Source organism: Thermobrachium celere DSM 8682, assembly GCF_000430995.1.
In the GTDB taxonomy this organism is placed as follows: Bacteria; Bacillota; Clostridia; order Clostridiales; family Caloramatoraceae; genus Thermobrachium; species Thermobrachium celere.
Genome location: NZ_HF952018.1, coordinates 497,787 through 515,308 on the forward strand (window position 1 = coordinate 497,787; position 17,522 = coordinate 515,308).

At 31.3% G+C, this 17,522-nt stretch carries 14 protein-coding genes; 10 read left to right on the forward strand and 4 right to left on the reverse strand.

Features of this window, described 5'->3' with window-relative positions; translation table 11 throughout:
• Nucleotides 1-26: 26 nt before the first annotated feature.
• Nucleotides 27-1,946 (reverse strand): BMP family ABC transporter substrate-binding protein, encoded by a 1,920-nt coding sequence (locus TCEL_RS02965; RefSeq protein WP_018660968.1) that lies wholly within the window; start codon nt 1,944-1,946, stop codon nt 27-29.
• Nucleotides 1,947-2,087: 141 nt separating this feature from the next.
• Between TCEL_RS02965 and TCEL_RS02970 the strand changes: the two genes are divergently transcribed.
• The gene (locus TCEL_RS02970; protein ID WP_018660970.1) at nt 2,088-2,390 is read left to right on the forward strand and encodes a hypothetical protein; all 303 of its coding nucleotides are present in this window, start codon (nt 2,088-2,090) and stop codon (nt 2,388-2,390) included.
• A 23-nt stretch (nt 2,391-2,413) separates the two neighbouring features.
• Here the strand turns inward: TCEL_RS02970 and TCEL_RS14180 are convergent, their stop codons facing one another.
• Nucleotides 2,414-2,536 carry a hypothetical protein gene (locus tag TCEL_RS14180; protein ID WP_018660972.1) on the reverse strand — a complete coding sequence of 41 codons (123 nt, stop codon included), beginning with the start codon at nt 2,534-2,536 and terminating at the stop codon, nt 2,414-2,416.
• Nucleotides 2,537-2,746: 210 nt separating this feature from the next.
• On the opposite strand from TCEL_RS14180, the gene brnQ reads away from it, so the two are divergent.
• The 4 genes from brnQ to TCEL_RS02990 all read left to right on the forward strand — a co-directional run bounded on the left by brnQ (nt 2,747) and on the right by TCEL_RS02990 (nt 7,972).
• Complete coding sequence (brnQ, locus tag TCEL_RS02975; RefSeq protein WP_018660974.1) at nt 2,747-4,027, forward strand: branched-chain amino acid transport system II carrier protein; 1,281 nt, start codon at nt 2,747-2,749, stop codon at nt 4,025-4,027.
• A 25-nt stretch (nt 4,028-4,052) separates the two neighbouring features.
• Nucleotides 4,053-4,292, forward strand: coding sequence for a hypothetical protein (locus tag TCEL_RS02980; RefSeq protein WP_018660975.1), 240 nt, complete (start codon nt 4,053-4,055; stop codon nt 4,290-4,292).
• Between the two features lie 76 nt (nt 4,293-4,368).
• A complete protein-coding gene (locus tag TCEL_RS02985) occupies nt 4,369-6,714 on the forward strand; it encodes a hypothetical protein (protein WP_018660977.1) in 2,346 nt (781 codons plus the stop codon).
• Nucleotides 6,715-6,727: 13 nt separating this feature from the next.
• Nucleotides 6,728-7,972: a competence/damage-inducible protein A gene (locus TCEL_RS02990; RefSeq protein ID WP_018660979.1), complete on the forward strand. Its 1,245-nt coding sequence runs from the start codon at nt 6,728-6,730 to the stop codon at nt 7,970-7,972.
• Between the two features lie 5 nt (nt 7,973-7,977).
• Here the strand turns inward: TCEL_RS02990 and TCEL_RS02995 are convergent, their stop codons facing one another.
• Nucleotides 7,978-8,421: a YaiI/YqxD family protein gene (locus TCEL_RS02995; protein ID WP_018660980.1), complete on the reverse strand. Its 444-nt coding sequence runs from the start codon at nt 8,419-8,421 to the stop codon at nt 7,978-7,980.
• 96 nt (nt 8,422-8,517) lie between these two features.
• On the opposite strand from TCEL_RS02995, the gene TCEL_RS03000 reads away from it, so the two are divergent.
• The 3 genes from TCEL_RS03000 to TCEL_RS03010 all read left to right on the forward strand — a co-directional run bounded on the left by TCEL_RS03000 (nt 8,518) and on the right by TCEL_RS03010 (nt 12,574).
• Nucleotides 8,518-10,383, forward strand: a complete 1,866-nt coding sequence (locus tag TCEL_RS03000) for a sigma-54-dependent Fis family transcriptional regulator (RefSeq protein ID WP_018660983.1) — start codon at nt 8,518-8,520, stop codon at nt 10,381-10,383.
• 156 nt (nt 10,384-10,539) lie between these two features.
• The gene (locus tag TCEL_RS03005; RefSeq protein WP_018660985.1) at nt 10,540-12,336 is read left to right on the forward strand and encodes an aldehyde ferredoxin oxidoreductase family protein; all 1,797 of its coding nucleotides are present in this window, start codon (nt 10,540-10,542) and stop codon (nt 12,334-12,336) included.
• A gap of 10 nt (nt 12,337-12,346) precedes the next feature.
• The gene (locus tag TCEL_RS03010; protein ID WP_018660986.1) at nt 12,347-12,574 is read left to right on the forward strand and encodes a MoaD/ThiS family protein; all 228 of its coding nucleotides are present in this window, start codon (nt 12,347-12,349) and stop codon (nt 12,572-12,574) included.
• A gap of 17 nt (nt 12,575-12,591) precedes the next feature.
• Here TCEL_RS03010 and TCEL_RS03015 read toward each other — a convergent pair whose 3' ends face one another.
• Nucleotides 12,592-13,761: a dicarboxylate/amino acid:cation symporter gene (locus TCEL_RS03015; protein WP_018660987.1), complete on the reverse strand. Its 1,170-nt coding sequence runs from the start codon at nt 13,759-13,761 to the stop codon at nt 12,592-12,594.
• Nucleotides 13,762-14,236: 475 nt separating this feature from the next.
• Between TCEL_RS03015 and TCEL_RS03020 the strand changes: the two genes are divergently transcribed.
• Nucleotides 14,237-15,511 carry a flagellin N-terminal helical domain-containing protein gene (locus TCEL_RS03020; protein WP_018660989.1) on the forward strand — a complete coding sequence of 425 codons (1,275 nt, stop codon included), beginning with the start codon at nt 14,237-14,239 and terminating at the stop codon, nt 15,509-15,511.
• Nucleotides 15,512-15,624: 113 nt separating this feature from the next.
• A partial coding sequence (locus TCEL_RS13785; protein ID WP_341348973.1) for an Ig-like domain-containing protein occupies nt 15,625-17,522 on the forward strand: 1,898 nt, incomplete at its 3' end.

A 17,522-nucleotide genomic window follows, 5' to 3' on the forward strand; every position in this document is an offset into this window, starting at 1 on the left:
TGTGCATGTATATAAATTTTTTTATGTTATAAAATCATCACATTATCCACATACCACTTCATAGAAAGTATCTGTTCATAAGTTGCATTTTCACCAGAATCAATTCTTAAAACTCCGTTATTATCATAGATAGGCCCTGTAAATGGGTTATAAAGTCCATCTGCAATCATTCTTTTCATAAACTCAATAAGCTTTTGTGTTTCTTGAGGCACTGTATTTTTAGAGTAGTATATGTCAAGTACCCCTGCATCGATTCCCCACCAAAAATTATATACCCTACTTGTTGTACCAAAAATATCTGTTATATTCTTTACTTGTTCATTTAAAATACTTCTAAGTATTTTTTCATAAAACACTCCCCATCTCCATATTGGAGCAGCATAGTATTTATCTGGCATTTTAGTCTCTTCATCAATTGATGTCAGCATAGAGTAGACTCCATACATTTTGGTTACTGGATGGTTTACATCTATTGTCATGTTAGATATGATATCAACTCCATTTTCAATCAATTTTTTATCCGCATCTTCATATTTATTTGTACTGTGCCATTCATTTGTCCAACTTACCAACACTTTAGCATAAGGATTTACAAGCTTTGCACCAAGCGAAAATGCATTAATAGAACTTATAACCTCATGGGTTGGTGAGGTTGCAACGTATCCAATTCTATTATTCTTTGTCAATGCACCTGCAATAATTCCTGTTAAAAATCTTGGTTCGTATGTTCTTCCAAAATAATTTCCAACATGAGTATATGGTGTATACTCAGAACAGTTAAAGAACTTTATATTAGGATACTCAAGTGCACATTTTAATGTCTCCTTATGATAAATTGGGCTTGTGGTAAAAATAACATCATATCCAATTTCAGATAGATCCTTAAATACATTATAGGCACTATCGCCAAATGGTACATTTTCAACATACTCTGTTATAATTTGATCCTTCAAAACCTCTTCAACATGTCTTCTTCCAAGCTCATGGGCATATGTCCATCCAGATGATTCTATTGTTCTTGCATATGCAAATAGTACTTTTAATTTCTTTTTAGGTATAACAAATGTACTTAATGTTTGTATAAGGTTTTCCCTAACATCAAGTGGAGAGGTTTGTATGTTTGCATAGTCTACATTTGATAATGATTTAAGCTCTGGAATTAAAAGACGTATTCTTTGTGTAACTTCCTCTCTAGTTTCATTTACAAACGGAAGTCCATAAAGCTTAAAATATTCAAAAAAAGCATCACCTGTTGTTATAGGTATATTTCCTCCACCTAAAGATAAATAGATTTCTCTAAATGGTAAATAAATGTTCCTTTCAAAATATTTATACCTATTTTCCTTAAATTCAATAGAATCAATCTCAAGCTTATCTATAGCATTAAGAAGTCTATTAAATCTATTTTTCTTACTAAAGTATAAGGTATTTAACCCAGTTACTTTGTTAAAGTTTAAAAACTCATAATATATCTTTATATCATGGTTGTTTTCATCATATTTAGGTATTATCCTTGTAACGTTTGCATGAATAGAGTAGGCATCAAAATATTTTAAAACGCTTACCCTTTTGTTTCCCTCAACAACGTAGAACCAGTTTAAATACTCATAAACCTTTATAGGATCCCTTATTCCCTCTTCAAGATGGGCAGCACATAAGTTTACCCACTTTGTTTGCATCTCTGTATTTTCATTTAAAAGAGGCATAAAGTTTCTTGCAAATGAAAGACTCCTAAGATGCGAATAGGTACCAACAATTTTTTTAAGTGGAATTTCAACAAGTCCAATATTTACTTCAGAAACAATATCTGTATTTTTAATAATACCCTCAAGGGATGGAAGATATCCAGATTCACCCTTTGAGGCATATCTGTTATATTCCTTTAAAGCCATTCTTCTAGCAGAACTGTAATGCTCTTTAGCTTCATTTATAATATTATTTTTCATTAAAATCACCCTTAATAAGACAGACTATAGTTTATATTATATTCTACAATATTTATAAAAAATAGCAAACGTAAAATTAATTTACTTTTAAAAATTATCTTGTGTGGAAAAATATAATTAAAACAAATAAGAGGTGATACTATGGATGAAAGATGGAGGCAGGGAATGTTTTTTTATCCCTTTGGTGCATATATAAATAATATTTATGACATAAAACAGGAACATGATTCCTATAGGGTATTTGTGAATGGAGATTATGTTGGAGATAAGGTGCTTATAAGTGAAGGAGAAGATGTTAAAGATGTAGAAAGGTTTTTACATGATAGGGGATTTACCAATATATCTTCACAAATTGAAGGAAATATGTATAATATAATAGTTACAGATGAAGAGGCTGCAGAGGAGATAAAAAGAAATGTAGATGTTTATTTAAAAAATAGATAAGCAGGAGAAACCTCCTGCTTAATTTAGCGTCTAAAAATGTTTCTTAAGGCTTCCTTTGTTCTTTCAATGAATTTTTCCCTTTTTTCTAGATAGTTTCTGTATGTTTCTTCATCGTAGTATCTTTCATCCTCTTTATAGAAGCCCATAGCATCACCACCCTAAATATATTATGCTCAACTGTGAAAAAATAAATGTGATATGTTAATTTATTAACATACGTAAAATTTTATACTCTTTTACAAAATATACTATAACATTTTTGTTGCAAATACTTTAATGTAACATTATAATAAAAATATGAACTAAATTTTAAAATATTTAAAATATTATTAACAATCAGCAAGGAGGTTACATTAATGAAAAAGTTTCAAGATGTATTAGTAATTGGACTAGCTCTATTTGCAATGTTCTTTGGAGCAGGAAACTTAATCTTCCCACCTTATATAGGACTAATATCAGGTGACAAGTGGTATATGTCTCTTTTAGGATTCCTATTAACAGGTATAGGCCTCCCACTTATAGGTATCATTGTAATGTCTAAGAATGAGGGAAAATTTGAAAACTTTGCAGGTAAAGTTGGGACAAACTTTAGTAAAGGATTAGGAATAATTATAATGCTTGCAATAGGACCACTTCTAGCAATACCAAGAACAGGGGCAACAACATATGAAATGGCTATAAAACCAATATTCCCAACTGTAAATCCTATTATTGTTACATCAATATATTTTGCAATAAATTTATACCTTGTAATAAATCCATCTTCTGTTGTTGATAAGATAGGTAAAATTCTAACACCTGTACTTTTAACAATGCTTGCAATTATCATATTTAAGGGAATATCCACACCAATTGGTTCACCTATAGTTACAGATATCCAAAATCCTTTTTCAAAGGCATTTGCTGAAGGATATCAAACAATGGATGCACTAGCTTCAACAGTTTTTGCAGGAATTGTTATAGGAAGCGTAGTAGCTAAAGGATACAAGGATACAAAGGACCAAATAAGACTTACTTTAATGTCAGGAGTAATTGCAGCTTTAGGTTTATTGTTAGTTTATGGTGGACTTATGTACCTTGGTGCAACAGCATCAGGCCTATATGGAGCTGATATATCAAAAACTCAGCTTACAATTGCAATAACAGAAAGATTGCTTGGAACATTTGGTAAAGTTGCTTTAGGAGTTGCTGTTGGTTTTGCCTGCCTTACAACTTCAGTTGGACTTACAGCAACAGCAGGAGATTTCTTCTCTAACTTAACAAATAACAGAATAAGCTATAAGGCTGTTGTAATAATTGTTACTGTATTTAGTGCAGTTGTTTCAAACTTTGGAGTTGAAAAGATAGTAAAATTAGCAGTACCTCTACTTGTTACTGTATACCCAGTTGTTATAGTTTTAATTGTTCTTAATATATTTGATGAATTTATTAAAAATAAAAACTGCTATGCAGGTGCAGTATATTTAACATTAATAATAAGCATAGTTGACGGACTTGCGGCAATTGGACTAAACTTAAAGGGAGTACAAAATTTTGTTGCAAAGCTTCCTTTTGCAAGTGCAGGTTTTGCATGGATCCTACCTGCAATAATAGGATTAATAATTCCACTTATATTCTCAAGAAAACAGGAGGCTTAAATTTAAAGTTAAGGGGTTGTGATGTTTGCAGATACCTTTACCTCAGGTAATGCCTAAGTTTACTGTATTTAGATTAATAGCTGGTTTAATTATTAAACTAGTAGGTCTTTGGGGTTATTATTTTCTTCTTATTGGTCTGACAGTAATTTTATCCTCAAGATATATTATAAAGGCCTATAAAAACCAAAATTATGAAACATGCTTTTTAATAGTTATATTTATGTTTATTCTAATTGGAGGCATAATTGCATTAGTTAACAACTAGGGTGCTGGAAAATATCTTTTCTAGCACCCTAGTTTTGTAGTATATTAAAATTAATAAAAATTATGGGGGAATAGATATGCTAAATCATGCCGTATATAAAAAGGACAAGGGATATATATACAAAGATGATGTAAATAAAGATGAGTTAAGACAACTTGAGGATCTATTTAATTATGATGAAATAAACGAATATGAGACCTATACTTACTTTAAACTAAATTCAGGAAGATACGCTTTTGTAAAGTGTTTCAATATAGAAGAAGAAAACATATTTCATGCTATAGTATTTGAAAAAATAAATACATCACCACTTCAAATTATAAATGAAGGAATATTTATAAATGAAATAGAGGAAATAGATAACTTAAAAAGGGAACTAATTGGGGAGTTCAACAATGAAATAGCAGAAGAATTTTTAAAGTCAAGGCAGGATAGAAGTATTAGAGATATTATTTATTTTTTTATTAAGCAAAAAAATATAAATATCGTTGACTACAGAAAAAACCATTTGAGTTGGATATCATCTATATATTATTGTCTACCTAGCAGTTGTTATAAAAATATCACATTTACAACTAATCCTTACTTTAAGGGAGAAGTAAAATTTTATGTTCTAGAACAAAGATATAATGAAAATGTTTGTATATTTGATTATGTATGGGGATCAAAGCCCAACCTAAACATAACAACACCATATATAAAATTTATAGATACAGGAGTTTTTGCATCAAAACAGATATATAGGTCTTATATGAATTTTATGGAATATTTTGAGTATGAAGAAGTAAATGAAGAACTAAATGACAGTTACAATTTATTTTTACTTTTAAACATACCAAACCTAATTAATGATGAAAGAGCCCTTCAAAGTGCATTAAAGTTTTTAATAAAGTATGCAAAGGTTAGTGAAAGAAAATATTTAATAGAAACATACATAACTTCCTTAGACAGCCTCACAAACAAAATAAACTTTGATATAGCAGAAGAATTTTATTATTTTGTATTTAAAGACGTAGAGCATAAGAAGGGAGTATATGATACAGCTGTATCAATATTTTATAGAAGCATTTTTAATATACTAAAGGAAGGACAGAGCTTAAAAAACATAATAGATTTGTATAACAAAGTTGCTGAGCTAAACAAAGACAAGCCATATTTTTATACCTATGTGCTGGATAAAACCTTCTTTAAGTTTATAGAAGATTTTATAAGCCTAGATAGAGCAAAAGTATTAGGACTTTACATTGCTGTATTTAGTGCTTTAAACTCAGGTTTAAGTTTTAGTCAGCTTAAAAATATAGAAGGATTTAAAAATACATTTGATCATGGATTAAATGAAGAGATAATGGAATACATTCTAGAACAAACAGAGAGGGATTTAGATTTTACATTAAGTTTCCTAATAGAAGCTTTAGATTTATGCCAAGCATCTTCAGTAAATGAGCTCTATAGAATATATTCAGAGGGAGACTTTGAAATAAAAAGAAATATATATAAAAGGCTGTTAGAAGAGGACAAAAAAGAAATTGCCTTTACAATGTACTTAAGGGGATTAGAAAAATCAGAGGATGTAATCAAATATTTTGACGAATATAAAAGGGAAATTTTAGATTATTTTATGGAATATTCAAAGGAATATTTAGGTAAAATAATAATCGAATACTTTAGATGTTTAAATAGAGAAGAAAGATTTGAAGAGGCAAAGAAACTTTTATTTGAATATGTTTTAAATGCATCATATATATTAAATAAAGACGCAGCAACTAAAATAATAGAATCATTTGAACTTGGAATAACTCTAGAGAACTATCTAGAATATAAAGATTTAATAGATAAAGTAAGAGCAATAAAAATTAAAAATGAAATAAAAACAAATATAGACATGTCCTTTATAGATGTAATTTATGTTATAGATGACTTTAAATATGGAGATTTTAAAGACCTTATTGAAGAGATTAAGTATATATTAAAGGAGTATGATATTCAAACAAACATTAAACATAGAAATATAATACTATACAAGGTTGGAAAGCATCTTACAAATTTAGAATACCATAAGGAAATGTTTGATCTTTTCTATGATGAAGATGATTTGATAACATATTTTGAATTTATAAAGATAAATAAAAACGAAGAAAATTATAAAGATATACTTACAAGCTTTATTGCATATTATCTTTATTATATAGAACCAAAATATAGGCTTTTAAATAAACAGGATAAAAATACAGAAATTGAAGAGGCTATTATAAATGAGCTTACAACCTTTAAAAAGAAGGATTTGGAATATTTTGACGCAAAAATAAAAGAAATTTTTGAAAATTTAAACTTAAGTATTCCTATAAAATGGAGTATAATATTAAATAATACAAAAGAAAGGATGACATTAAAGTATAAAATAATAAACCTTTTTAAAGGGTAAATGAGGTGGTTTTATGAAGGCTGAACTTATATGTGTTGGCACAGAGCTTCTTTTAGGAGACATAGTAAATACAAATGCAGCATTTATTGCTAAGAACCTTGCTATGCTTGGAATTGATCATGTTTATGAAGTTGTAGTTGGAGATAATAAGGATAGATTAAAAGCTCAGCTTGAAATTACAAAAAACCGTTCAGATATTATTATTTTAAGTGGTGGACTTGGTCCAACACAGGATGATTTAACCAAAGAAACAGTAGCTGAGCATTTAAATAAAAAACTTGTATTTGATGAAAATGTATATAAACATATTGAAGAGTATTTTAACAAAATAAAAAGACCAATTACAGAAAACAGCAAAAAACAAGCCTATGTTATAGAGGGTTCAAGGGTATTAATGAATGAATGGGGAACGGCACCTGGACTTATATGTGAAGAAAATAATAAGACATATATACTTCTTCCTGGTCCACCTATGGAGCTTGAACCCATGTTTAATAAATATGTATTCCCTTACCTTAAGGAAAGGAGCAGTACAGTCTTAGTTTCTAAAACAGTTAAAATAATGGGCATAGGGGAAGCTATGGCAGAGGAGATGGTGAAGGATTTAATAAAGAGTCAAAATCCAACCCTTGCTCCATATGCAAAGGATGGAGAAGTTCATTTTAGGATAACTGCAAAGGCAAAAAATGAAGAGGAAGCACAAAGCCTAATACAACCTGTTTACAATAGACTAAAGGAAATATTTGGGATAAACATTTATGCGGAGGATGATCAAACGCTTGAAGAGGTGGTTGCAAACCTTTTAATAAAAAACAACCTTACAATAGCTGTTGCAGAATCCTGTACAGGTGGACTTGTAACTTCCAAACTTGTAAATTATCCTGGTATTTCAAGTGTACTTTTAGAGGGAGTTGTAACCTATAGCAATGATTCAAAAATTAAAAGGCTTATGGTAAGTGAAGAAACCTTAAAACAACATGGAGCTGTTAGCTATCAAACTGCAATTGAAATGGCAGAGGGTGTTGCAAAAACAGCAAAGGCTGATATTGGAATATCAACAACAGGAATAGCAGGGCCATCTGGAGGAACAAGTAAAAAGCCTGTAGGACTTGTTTATTTAGGAGTATATATAAAGGGTTATAAGACTTTTAAGGAGCTTAAATTAGCAGGTGATAGACAAAGAATACGTGAAAGGGCATCCAAAGAGCTCTTAGATTTCTTAAGAAGAGAATTAAAAACAGAGATGATTGGGAAGTAGCCCAATCATCTCTTAAGATTTTGCTCAATAATTTTCCTTAAATTTTTCTCGAAATTAAAGTTGTTAAAATATGTTCTTTTTTTAGGATTAGATGTTTTCCCACCACTTTCTCTAACCTTATAACTTACATATCTTTGCATGAGAAGGGAATCTATATTATCGTTAGTAAATATAAGTCCATTTTGATTAATTGCAAATGTTCCTTTAGACAGCACCATTGCTGCAACTCCATAATCTTGAGTTACAACAATATCTCCTTGTTTTGCTTCATTTACAAGGGCAAAGTCAACAGAATCCCTGCCTTTACCTACTATAATTGTCTTTGAATACCCATCATCTATTATATGTGATGTATCCATAAACATTAAAACATCAAGTTTATATTCTTTTGCAACTTTGACTATTATATCCTTAACAGGACATGCGTCAGCATCAACTAAAATTCTCATAACTACCTCCATAAATTTTTGCTTATTTAAAGTATATGATTAATTTTAACAAATAATTTTAACTTAAGGTATAAAAATAATGTTTGGGGGGCATATATGAATAGAGATAAAAGCTACATAACAAGATCTCATAAAAGATGTATAGAATATGGAATAGATAAAAATCAAAAGTTCAGCAGAAGAATATTAAATCAAAATGAATTAAACGATAGATTGATAAGAAGTAGAAAGCTAATTTTAGCAGCAATACCATTTATGAACATGCTCTATGATTTTGTTAAGGGATATGATTTCTTCTTAATATTGACAGATGAAGAAGGCTGTATTTTAAACATAGTAGGAGATCAAAACATTCTTCAAGAGGCCTTTGAACTTAAAATGGTTCCTGGAGCATTTATGTCTGAGGAGGCAATAGGTACGAATGCAATGGGAACAGCGCTAAAGGAAAAAAGGCCTGTTCAAGTTTCAAAGGATGAGCATTTTATATATGCATATCATAAATGGACGTGCTCTGCAGCTCCAATTAGGGATAGGGATGGAACAATTATAGGCTGTCTTGATATTACAGGGTATAGCGAAAAAGTACATCCACATACATTAGGTATGGTTGTTGCAGCAGCATACTCAATTGAAAGAGTTATAGAAAATGATTCATATTTAGAGAAAATAAATAAATCAAAAAAATATATAGAGAGAATATTTAACTCAATTGAAGCTGGAATATGTGCCTGTGACGATTATGGTAAAGTTAACTACTATAATAATAAATTTAAGGAAATGTTCAGTCTAAAAAGCAACGGCGTTAATCTTGAAAATTTGATATATGGGTTTGATGATATAAAAAATAGGTTAGCAAAAGAAAATGAAATAACTGATATGGATGTTTATATAAAGGCTGATGTAAACAAGCTGTCGTTAAATTTAAGTGTATATCCACTTTATACAACAAGTGCTCATGGATATGTTTATGTTTTTAAAGATGCAAAGAAGGAGAGGAAGCTTATAGATAAAATCTCCTCATCTAAAGCTATTTATACATTTAGCAAAATAATAGGTCAAAATGAAAGGTTTAAATCAACTGTTGAATATGCAAAAAAAATAGCAGATAGCAAATCAACAATACTTATTTTAGGTGAAAGCGGAACAGGTAAAGAGGTTTTTGCACAATCTATTCACAACTATAGTAGTAGAAGTGAAAAGCCATTTATAGCAGTAAACTGTGCTGCGATACCTTCAAATCTTATAGAATCAGAACTGTTTGGTTATGAAGAGGGTGCCTTTACTGGTGCAAAAAAAGGAGGGTATGAAGGGAAATTCCAACAGGCAAATGGAGGAACAATATTTTTAGATGAAATAGGAGATATGCCTCTTGATATGCAGGTTAAATTATTAAGAGTAATTGAAGAAGGAGTTATAGTTAAAATAGGTGGAACAACTCCCAAATATGTGGATGTAAGAATAATTGCTGCAACAAATAAGGATTTAAAGAGGCTTGTGGAGGAGGGTAAGTTTAGAAGCGACTTATATTATAGATTAAATGTGCTTCCTTTATACCTCATGCCTTTAAGAGAAAGAAGGGACGATATTCCTCTGCTTATAAAATATTTTATGGATAGGCTTTCCAAAAAACTAAATAAAAAGCCTGTTATTATAGACGAAGCTGAAATGGAAAGGCTAATATCTTATAATTGGCCTGGAAATATTAGAGAATTAGAAAACTATGTAGAATATATCATAAATATAGGACATATACCTAGAAATTTAAATGATAATGAAATAAAGGATGTAAATAAATTTATTCCAAGAACATTAAGTGAAGTAGAAAAGAGACATATTGAAAATACTCTAAGGCATTTTAATTTTAATATAACTCAAGCAGCAAAGGCTTTAGGAATTGGAAGAAATACATTATATAGAAAAATAAATGAATTTGGTATAGATTTAACATGTGTTCCAAAATAGAACAAAGTTCAATTATAGAACAACTATTATATAATAAAACTGAACTATAATAGAACAGTTATATTAAATAAGTAAGGTTTAAAATTGGCATACACCTTGCTTATTTTTTATTGGGTTCCATCAAAGTTGGAACTAAAAAAGAAGGGAGGTAAATTTATGTTTGGTTATAGGGGTAAAATACTTAGGGTAAATTTAACAACTGGGGAAATTAAGAAGGAAATATTAGATATGGAACTAGCTAAAAAATACATAGGAGGAAGAGGACTTGCAACAAAACTTTACTATGATGAAGTTGGAGCAAATGTTGAGCCTTTTGATGAAAATAATAAGTTATTAATAGTAACAGGACCACTAACTGGAACTGCTGCTCCTACAGGCGGAAGATATATGGTTGTAACTAAATCACCTCTTACTGGAACAATTGCATGTTCAAACTCAGGTGGCTTCTTTGGTGCAGAACTAAAGAGTGCTGGTTATGATGTAATAATAATTGAAGGAAAGGCTAAAAGTCCAGTATATATATCAATAGAAGATGATAGTGTTGAAATAAAGGATGCTTCACATCTTTGGGGTAGGGTTGTATCTGAGACAACAGATGAACTAAAGAAGGTTTCAAAGGAGAAGGCAAAGGTATTATGCATTGGTCCTGCAGGAGAAAAACTATCAAAAATTGCAGCAGTAATAAATGATTATGATAGAGCAGCAGGACGTTCTGGTGTTGGAGCTGTTATGGGATCAAAGAACCTTAAGGCAATTGTTGTTAAGGGAACTGGTAAGGTTGATATTCATGATGAAGACAATTTAAAACAGGTTGTACAGGATTGTATAAAGAAGATTAGAGATAATGGAGTTACAGGTCAGGGACTTCCAACCTATGGTACAGCAGTTTTAGTAAATATAATAAATGAAAACGGTGTATTCCCAACAAACAACTTTAAAGAAGCTTATTTTGAAAAGGCTGACAACATAAGTGGAGAAACAATGACTGATAAGTATTTAGTTAGAAAGAACCCATGCTATCGTTGTCCAATCGCCTGTGGAAGATGGGTAAAGATTGAACCATTAAATATGGAGGCTGGAGGACCAGAATATGAAACCCTATGGGCATTTGGTGCAGACTGTGGAGTAGATGATATTCAGGCGATATTTGTTGCAAATCATCTATGTAACGAATATGGACTTGATACCATTTCAGCTGGTGCAACAATAGCTGCTGCTATGGAACTTTATGAAAAGGGACTAATTAAGGATGATGAAATAGAAGGGACACCGCTTAAATTTGGAAACAAAGATGCAATAATTGAATGGACTAAGAAGATGGGACTTCGTGAAGGACTTGGAGATAAGCTTGCAGAAGGTTCATATAGACTATGTAAAATGTATGGAGCACCTGAACTTTCAATGTCTGTTAAAAAGCAGGAACTTCCAGCCTATGATCCAAGAGCAATTCAAGGACACGGACTTGAATATGCAACTTCAAATAGAGGTGGATGCCACGTTAGAGGATATATGATTTCACCTGAAATATTGAGTCTACCTGAAAAACTTGACAGACATTCATTAGAAAATAAGGCTGAATGGGTAAAGATATTCCAAGACCTAACTGCTGTTATAGATTCACTTGGACTATGCTTATTTACATCCTTTGCACTAGGTGCAGAAGATTATGCAAAGCTTCTAAATGCTGCATGTGGTTTTGACTACGATAAGGACAGCATACTAGAGGCAGGGGATAGGATATATACATTAGAGAGAATGTTTAACCTTGAGGCTGGAATTGATCCAAGTGAAGATACTCTTCCAAAGAGGTTGCTTGAGGAACCAATTCCAGAAGGACCATCAAAGGGACATGTAAATAGATTATCAGAGCTTTTACCAAAATATTATGAAGTTCGTGGTTGGGATGAAAAGGGTGTTCCAACAAAGGAGAAGTTACAAAAGTTAGGTTTATAAAGGATGGGGTATGATGCACGTACGCGTAAAACTATTTGCTACTCTAAGGATTGGACGAGAAAAGGATAAGGTATATGAAATAAAAGATGGAGCAAAGGCTATTGATGTTATTGATATGCTTAATATAAACAAAGATGATGTGAAGATACTTCTAATAAATGGCCAGGATGCAGACTTTTATGAGGAGCTTAAGGATGGAGATGTGGTGTCTATATTTCCACCAGTAGGTGGGGGATGATTAAGGAGTAGGTTATCCTACTCCTTCTTTTCTCCTTTATATAGGCTGTCCACAAGAATTGCAATTGCGTTGTCTCCTGATACGTTACATGCTGTACCAAAGCTGTCTTGTGTTATATATAGTGCTATCATAAGTGCAAGTTGTGCTTCTGAGAAGCCAAGCATTGATTGAAGTATTCCAAGTGCCGCCATAACTGCTCCACCTGGAACTCCTGGTGCAGCAACCATTGTTACACCAAGCATAGCAATAAATCCAACCATCTTTGAAAATTCAACAGGCATATTGTTTAGCATCATAACTGCAATTGAACAGGATGTTAATGTTATTGTACTTCCTGAAAGGTGTATTGTTGCACATAGTGGTACAACGAATTCTCTAATTCCCTTTGATACTCCCATATTTTCTGAACATTGTAGGTTAACTGGGATTGTAGCAGCTGATGATTGAGTACCTATTGCTGTTAGGTAACCAGGAATTTGTTTTTTAAGTGTTGAGAATATATTTTTCTTTCCTACTGAACATGCAACTGTATATTGGAAAAGGATTATAATTAAATGAGCAGCTATAATTATTAAGAATACCTTCCAGAATACTCCAAGAATTCTTCCAACTTCACCGGCATAAGTCATGTTAGCAAATATACCCATAATATGAACTGGTAGAAGTGGAACTATAACGTTTCTTATTGTCTTTTCCATTATCTTTTGGAATTCACTTGCTATATTGTAAAGAGTTTTTTCTTTGATTGCTGCAATTCCAAGTCCAAGTAAGAATGCTAAAATTAGTGCTGTCATAACTCCCATAACAGGAGGCATATCAATTTTGAAAAATGGTGCAAGGAGCTTGTCCTCTGGATTTCCAGCATCACTTAAAACTTCAGCAGTGTGGATAAATAATGGGAAGAATGACTTTGCAACAAAATATGCAAAGAAACCAGCAATTAAAGTAGAAACATATGCAATTGCTGTTGTAAGTCCAAGTAGCTTTCCAGCACCTTGGCCAAGGTCAGCTATACCTGCAACAACAAAGCCTAAAATTATAAGTGGAATACAGAATCCTAAGAAGCTACCAAAGATAGCATTGAATGTAGCAAGAAGTCTTACTACAGGTTCAAAAGTAAACTTACCGATTAGAATACCAAGAATAATTGCAATAATAAGTCTTGGTACTAGTCCTAGTTTTTTCATTTTATCCCTCCTTAAAGTTGTTAAGCTTTATACAAACATTTTACTGAATATTTAAAATTAAGTCAATTATTAAAATAAGAAAATAATAAAAATATGACAGAAAAGACTTTAAATTATGCAAAACGGCTTTAAAATTTCTATAAAATGTAATGACAAGAACTAGGAAATGAAACTTAATAAAAAATACAATTCAAAATCAAGAATATAAAAACACTAAAAAGGTTAATTTTGTTAAAAAATAATTTAGAAAAATTTTTTTATTTATCCCTAAAGTATTAAAAAGAAGGTACGACAAATTAAATAGAAGGTTCAAGAAAAAAGTAACAAAAAAATTTTTAAAAAACCCTAAAGTTTATAAAAAAAGCCTTCGAAAAAATTAATAGAAAATAAAACACAAAACTTTCGGCCGAAAGATTAGTGTTTTAAAAAACAAAAGGCAAGGATGCCAAAATAAAAATTCAAGGAGGAATGTAAAATGATAATCAACCACAATCTAAATGCATTAAATGCACACAGACAACTTGGAATGAACACAGTAGCAGCAGGAAAGTCAATGGAAAAGCTTTCATCAGGTCTAAGAATTAACAGAGCTGGTGACGACGCAGCAGGCCTTGCAATCTCAGAAAAGATGAGAGGTCAAATTAGAGGTTTAGAGCAAGCTTCAAGAAATGCACAAGATGGTATATCTATGATACAAACAGCTGAAGGAGCCTTAAATGAAACACATTCAATTCTACAAAGAATGAGAGAGCTTGCTGTACAAGCAGCAAATGATACAAATGTAGCAGTAGATAGAGATGCTATACAAAATGAAATTGATCAATTAGCAAAAGAAATAACAAGAATATCAGATACTACAGAATTTAATAAACAAAAATTATTAAATGGTACATTCCAAGGAAGTTTTCAAATAGGTGCAAATGAAGGACAGCAAATATCAGTTTCAATAAATAATATGGGTTCTTATGCTTTAGGTGTTGCAGGAAATGGAACTTATCAAGAAACAATTGACACTGCTGGAACTATTGCTGGTAGTAAACAAGATATTGCTGATGGAAAGTATACAGTTGGAACAGATGGAAAGAATGGGTATACATTAGTTAATAGTAAAGGAGATGTTGTTGCTACATCAATAGATGGGCAAAACTTTGATTCAATAATTGGAGAAGGGGACGACACTTATGCATTTGGTGCAACATTAAAGGTTGGTAGCACTGTAACTATATCAAATAATGGTGTTAAGGCAGAGGTTACAATATATGGTACTAATACTGGTTTAAATGCAGGTATTTACACTTATGATCAGTCTAATAAAGTTTTGAAAGACGAAAATGGTAATATTGTAGGAACTTCTAGTGATGATCAAAACATAATAGATGCTTCAGGTAACACAATATATTCATTTGCTGCTGCTGTGACTGCTAATAAAACTATTGATGTTGGTGGTGTTGATGTAACAACTAACGCTAAAACAACAACAGCTATGATTACTACTATTAATAATGCCATAGAAAAGGTTTCTTCGCAAAGAGCGACACTTGGAGCTATTCAAAATAGACTTGAACACACAATAAATAATTTGAATACTTCAGCCGAAAACTTACAATCATCAGAATCAAGAATTAGAGATGTTGATATGGCTAAGGAAATGATGAACTTCTCAAAGAACAACATCCTTGCACAAGCTGCACAAGCAATGCTTGCACAAGCTAACCAACAACCACAAGGAGTTCTACAGCTATTAAGATAATGCTAGTTAATCAAAAGTAAACAAGGAAAGGAAAACTGAATATATTTAATATATTCAGTTTTCCTTTTAAATTTTTAATATTAAATGCGACCTTGATTAAGAGGTGAATTAAAATGATTAGAGTTAAAAAGAAGAATATTTTAGGTTTAATTTTTCTTTTTTTTATAATATTAGGAGAGTTAAAAGTTTATGCCAGTGGAGCTGTTTCTAATTCGTATTTAGAATTTGTTGTTAGTCCAACTGGCAGGTTTACTATAGGGACTACAGGAGGAAATCCAAGTAATAGTTTGGATGATTACCAAAATATGTTATTTGGTCATCCAATTCCTAGTACATCATTTACAACTATTAAAATAGATGGAATAGAATATATATATTCACCAAATTATGAGTCACCTATAAATAATTTACCTGATTTAAGTAATACTTCTTCAAATTATTATGGTGATATCTTAGTGAAACAAACTTTAAAAATAGTTAAAAATTCTAATACTGGAAATTTTGATACTGTTGAAATTAAATATTCTATAAAGAATTGTGACACAAAATATCATAATGTAGGTGTAAGAATAATGCTTGATACTATGTTGGGTTATAATGATTCTGCACCATTTAGATTACCCAATATAGGACCTGTTACAACAGAAACAGAATTAACAGGGAATAATATACCAGAATATTGGCAAGCATTTGATGATTTGCAAAATCCAAGTGTAATTGCACAAGGTACGTTAATTAATAATGTTCAAAATAAACCTGATAAAATTCAGTTTGTTAATTGGAGCAGAATATATAATACAATGTGGAATTACTCAATATCTCCAGGGTCACCTAATGGTGACAGTGCAGTTGGGATATATTGGAACGAAAAACCGTTAGCTCCAGGTGAAACAAAGGAGTACATAACTTATTATGGATTAAGTGAATTTTTTCAAGATTTAAGACCACCTCTTTCGTTTAGTGTAACTGGTGCAAATATTATTCAATTAACTCCAGAAGGATACTCTCCTAATCCTGTAACAATCACAGCTTATATTAGTAATATAGGGAATGGAAATAGTAATAATGTAAAAGCAACTATTAACTTACCAGAGGGAATTAGCTTAGTAGAAGGTCAACAGAATATTATATATCTTGGAACAATAGCACCAGGAGAGCTAAGGCAGATTTCTTGGCAAATAAAAATTCCAAATTGTGATGTAGATAAAACGATAAATTATTCGATAAGTTTAGAAGGAGACGAACAGGAAACAAAGACAATTACAAGAAGTATTTTTATTCCTCAATTTAAGATATTATCCGAGAGTATAGCTATTAATCCTAATTCACTAACTTTAAAACCTGGAGAGACTAGGCAGTTATCTGTTATAAAAAAATTGGTAGATGGTTCTACTGTTGATGTTACATCTAATGATAAAGGAACGATATATACAACTAATAGATCAGATATTTTGACAGTTAACCAGGATGGAATGATATTTGTATCATCAACAGCAAAAGATGGAGATACAGCAACAGTAACAGCTTTAAATAATGGCAAATACGCTAGCTGTGAAATTGTTATTAAAGAAGATACTACTGAAAAATTAGAGATTATTCCTAATACGTTAAATTTGGGGCCAGGTCAAAAATATCAACTATCTGTGGTGCATACGCTTATTGATGGAAGTACAAAGGATGTAACAAGAGAAAGTGGAATAATATATACAACAAATAGTACATCAGTAGCAACAGTAAATGGGAATGGAGAAGTGACAGTATCACCTTCAGCAAGTGTAGGATTTAAAGCAACAATAACAGCAAAGTATGGAGGAAAGACAGCAACATGTGTTGTAACTGTTGCAAATGCAACTACTACCATAAGCAGTTTGAGAATAGAACCATCATCGGTGAGCAAAGCACCAGGTGAGACAGAACAGCTAAAAGTAATAGCAACAATGTCGGATGGAAGTACAAAGGAAGTAACAAGGGAAAGTGGAATAATATATACAACAAATAGTACATCAGTAGC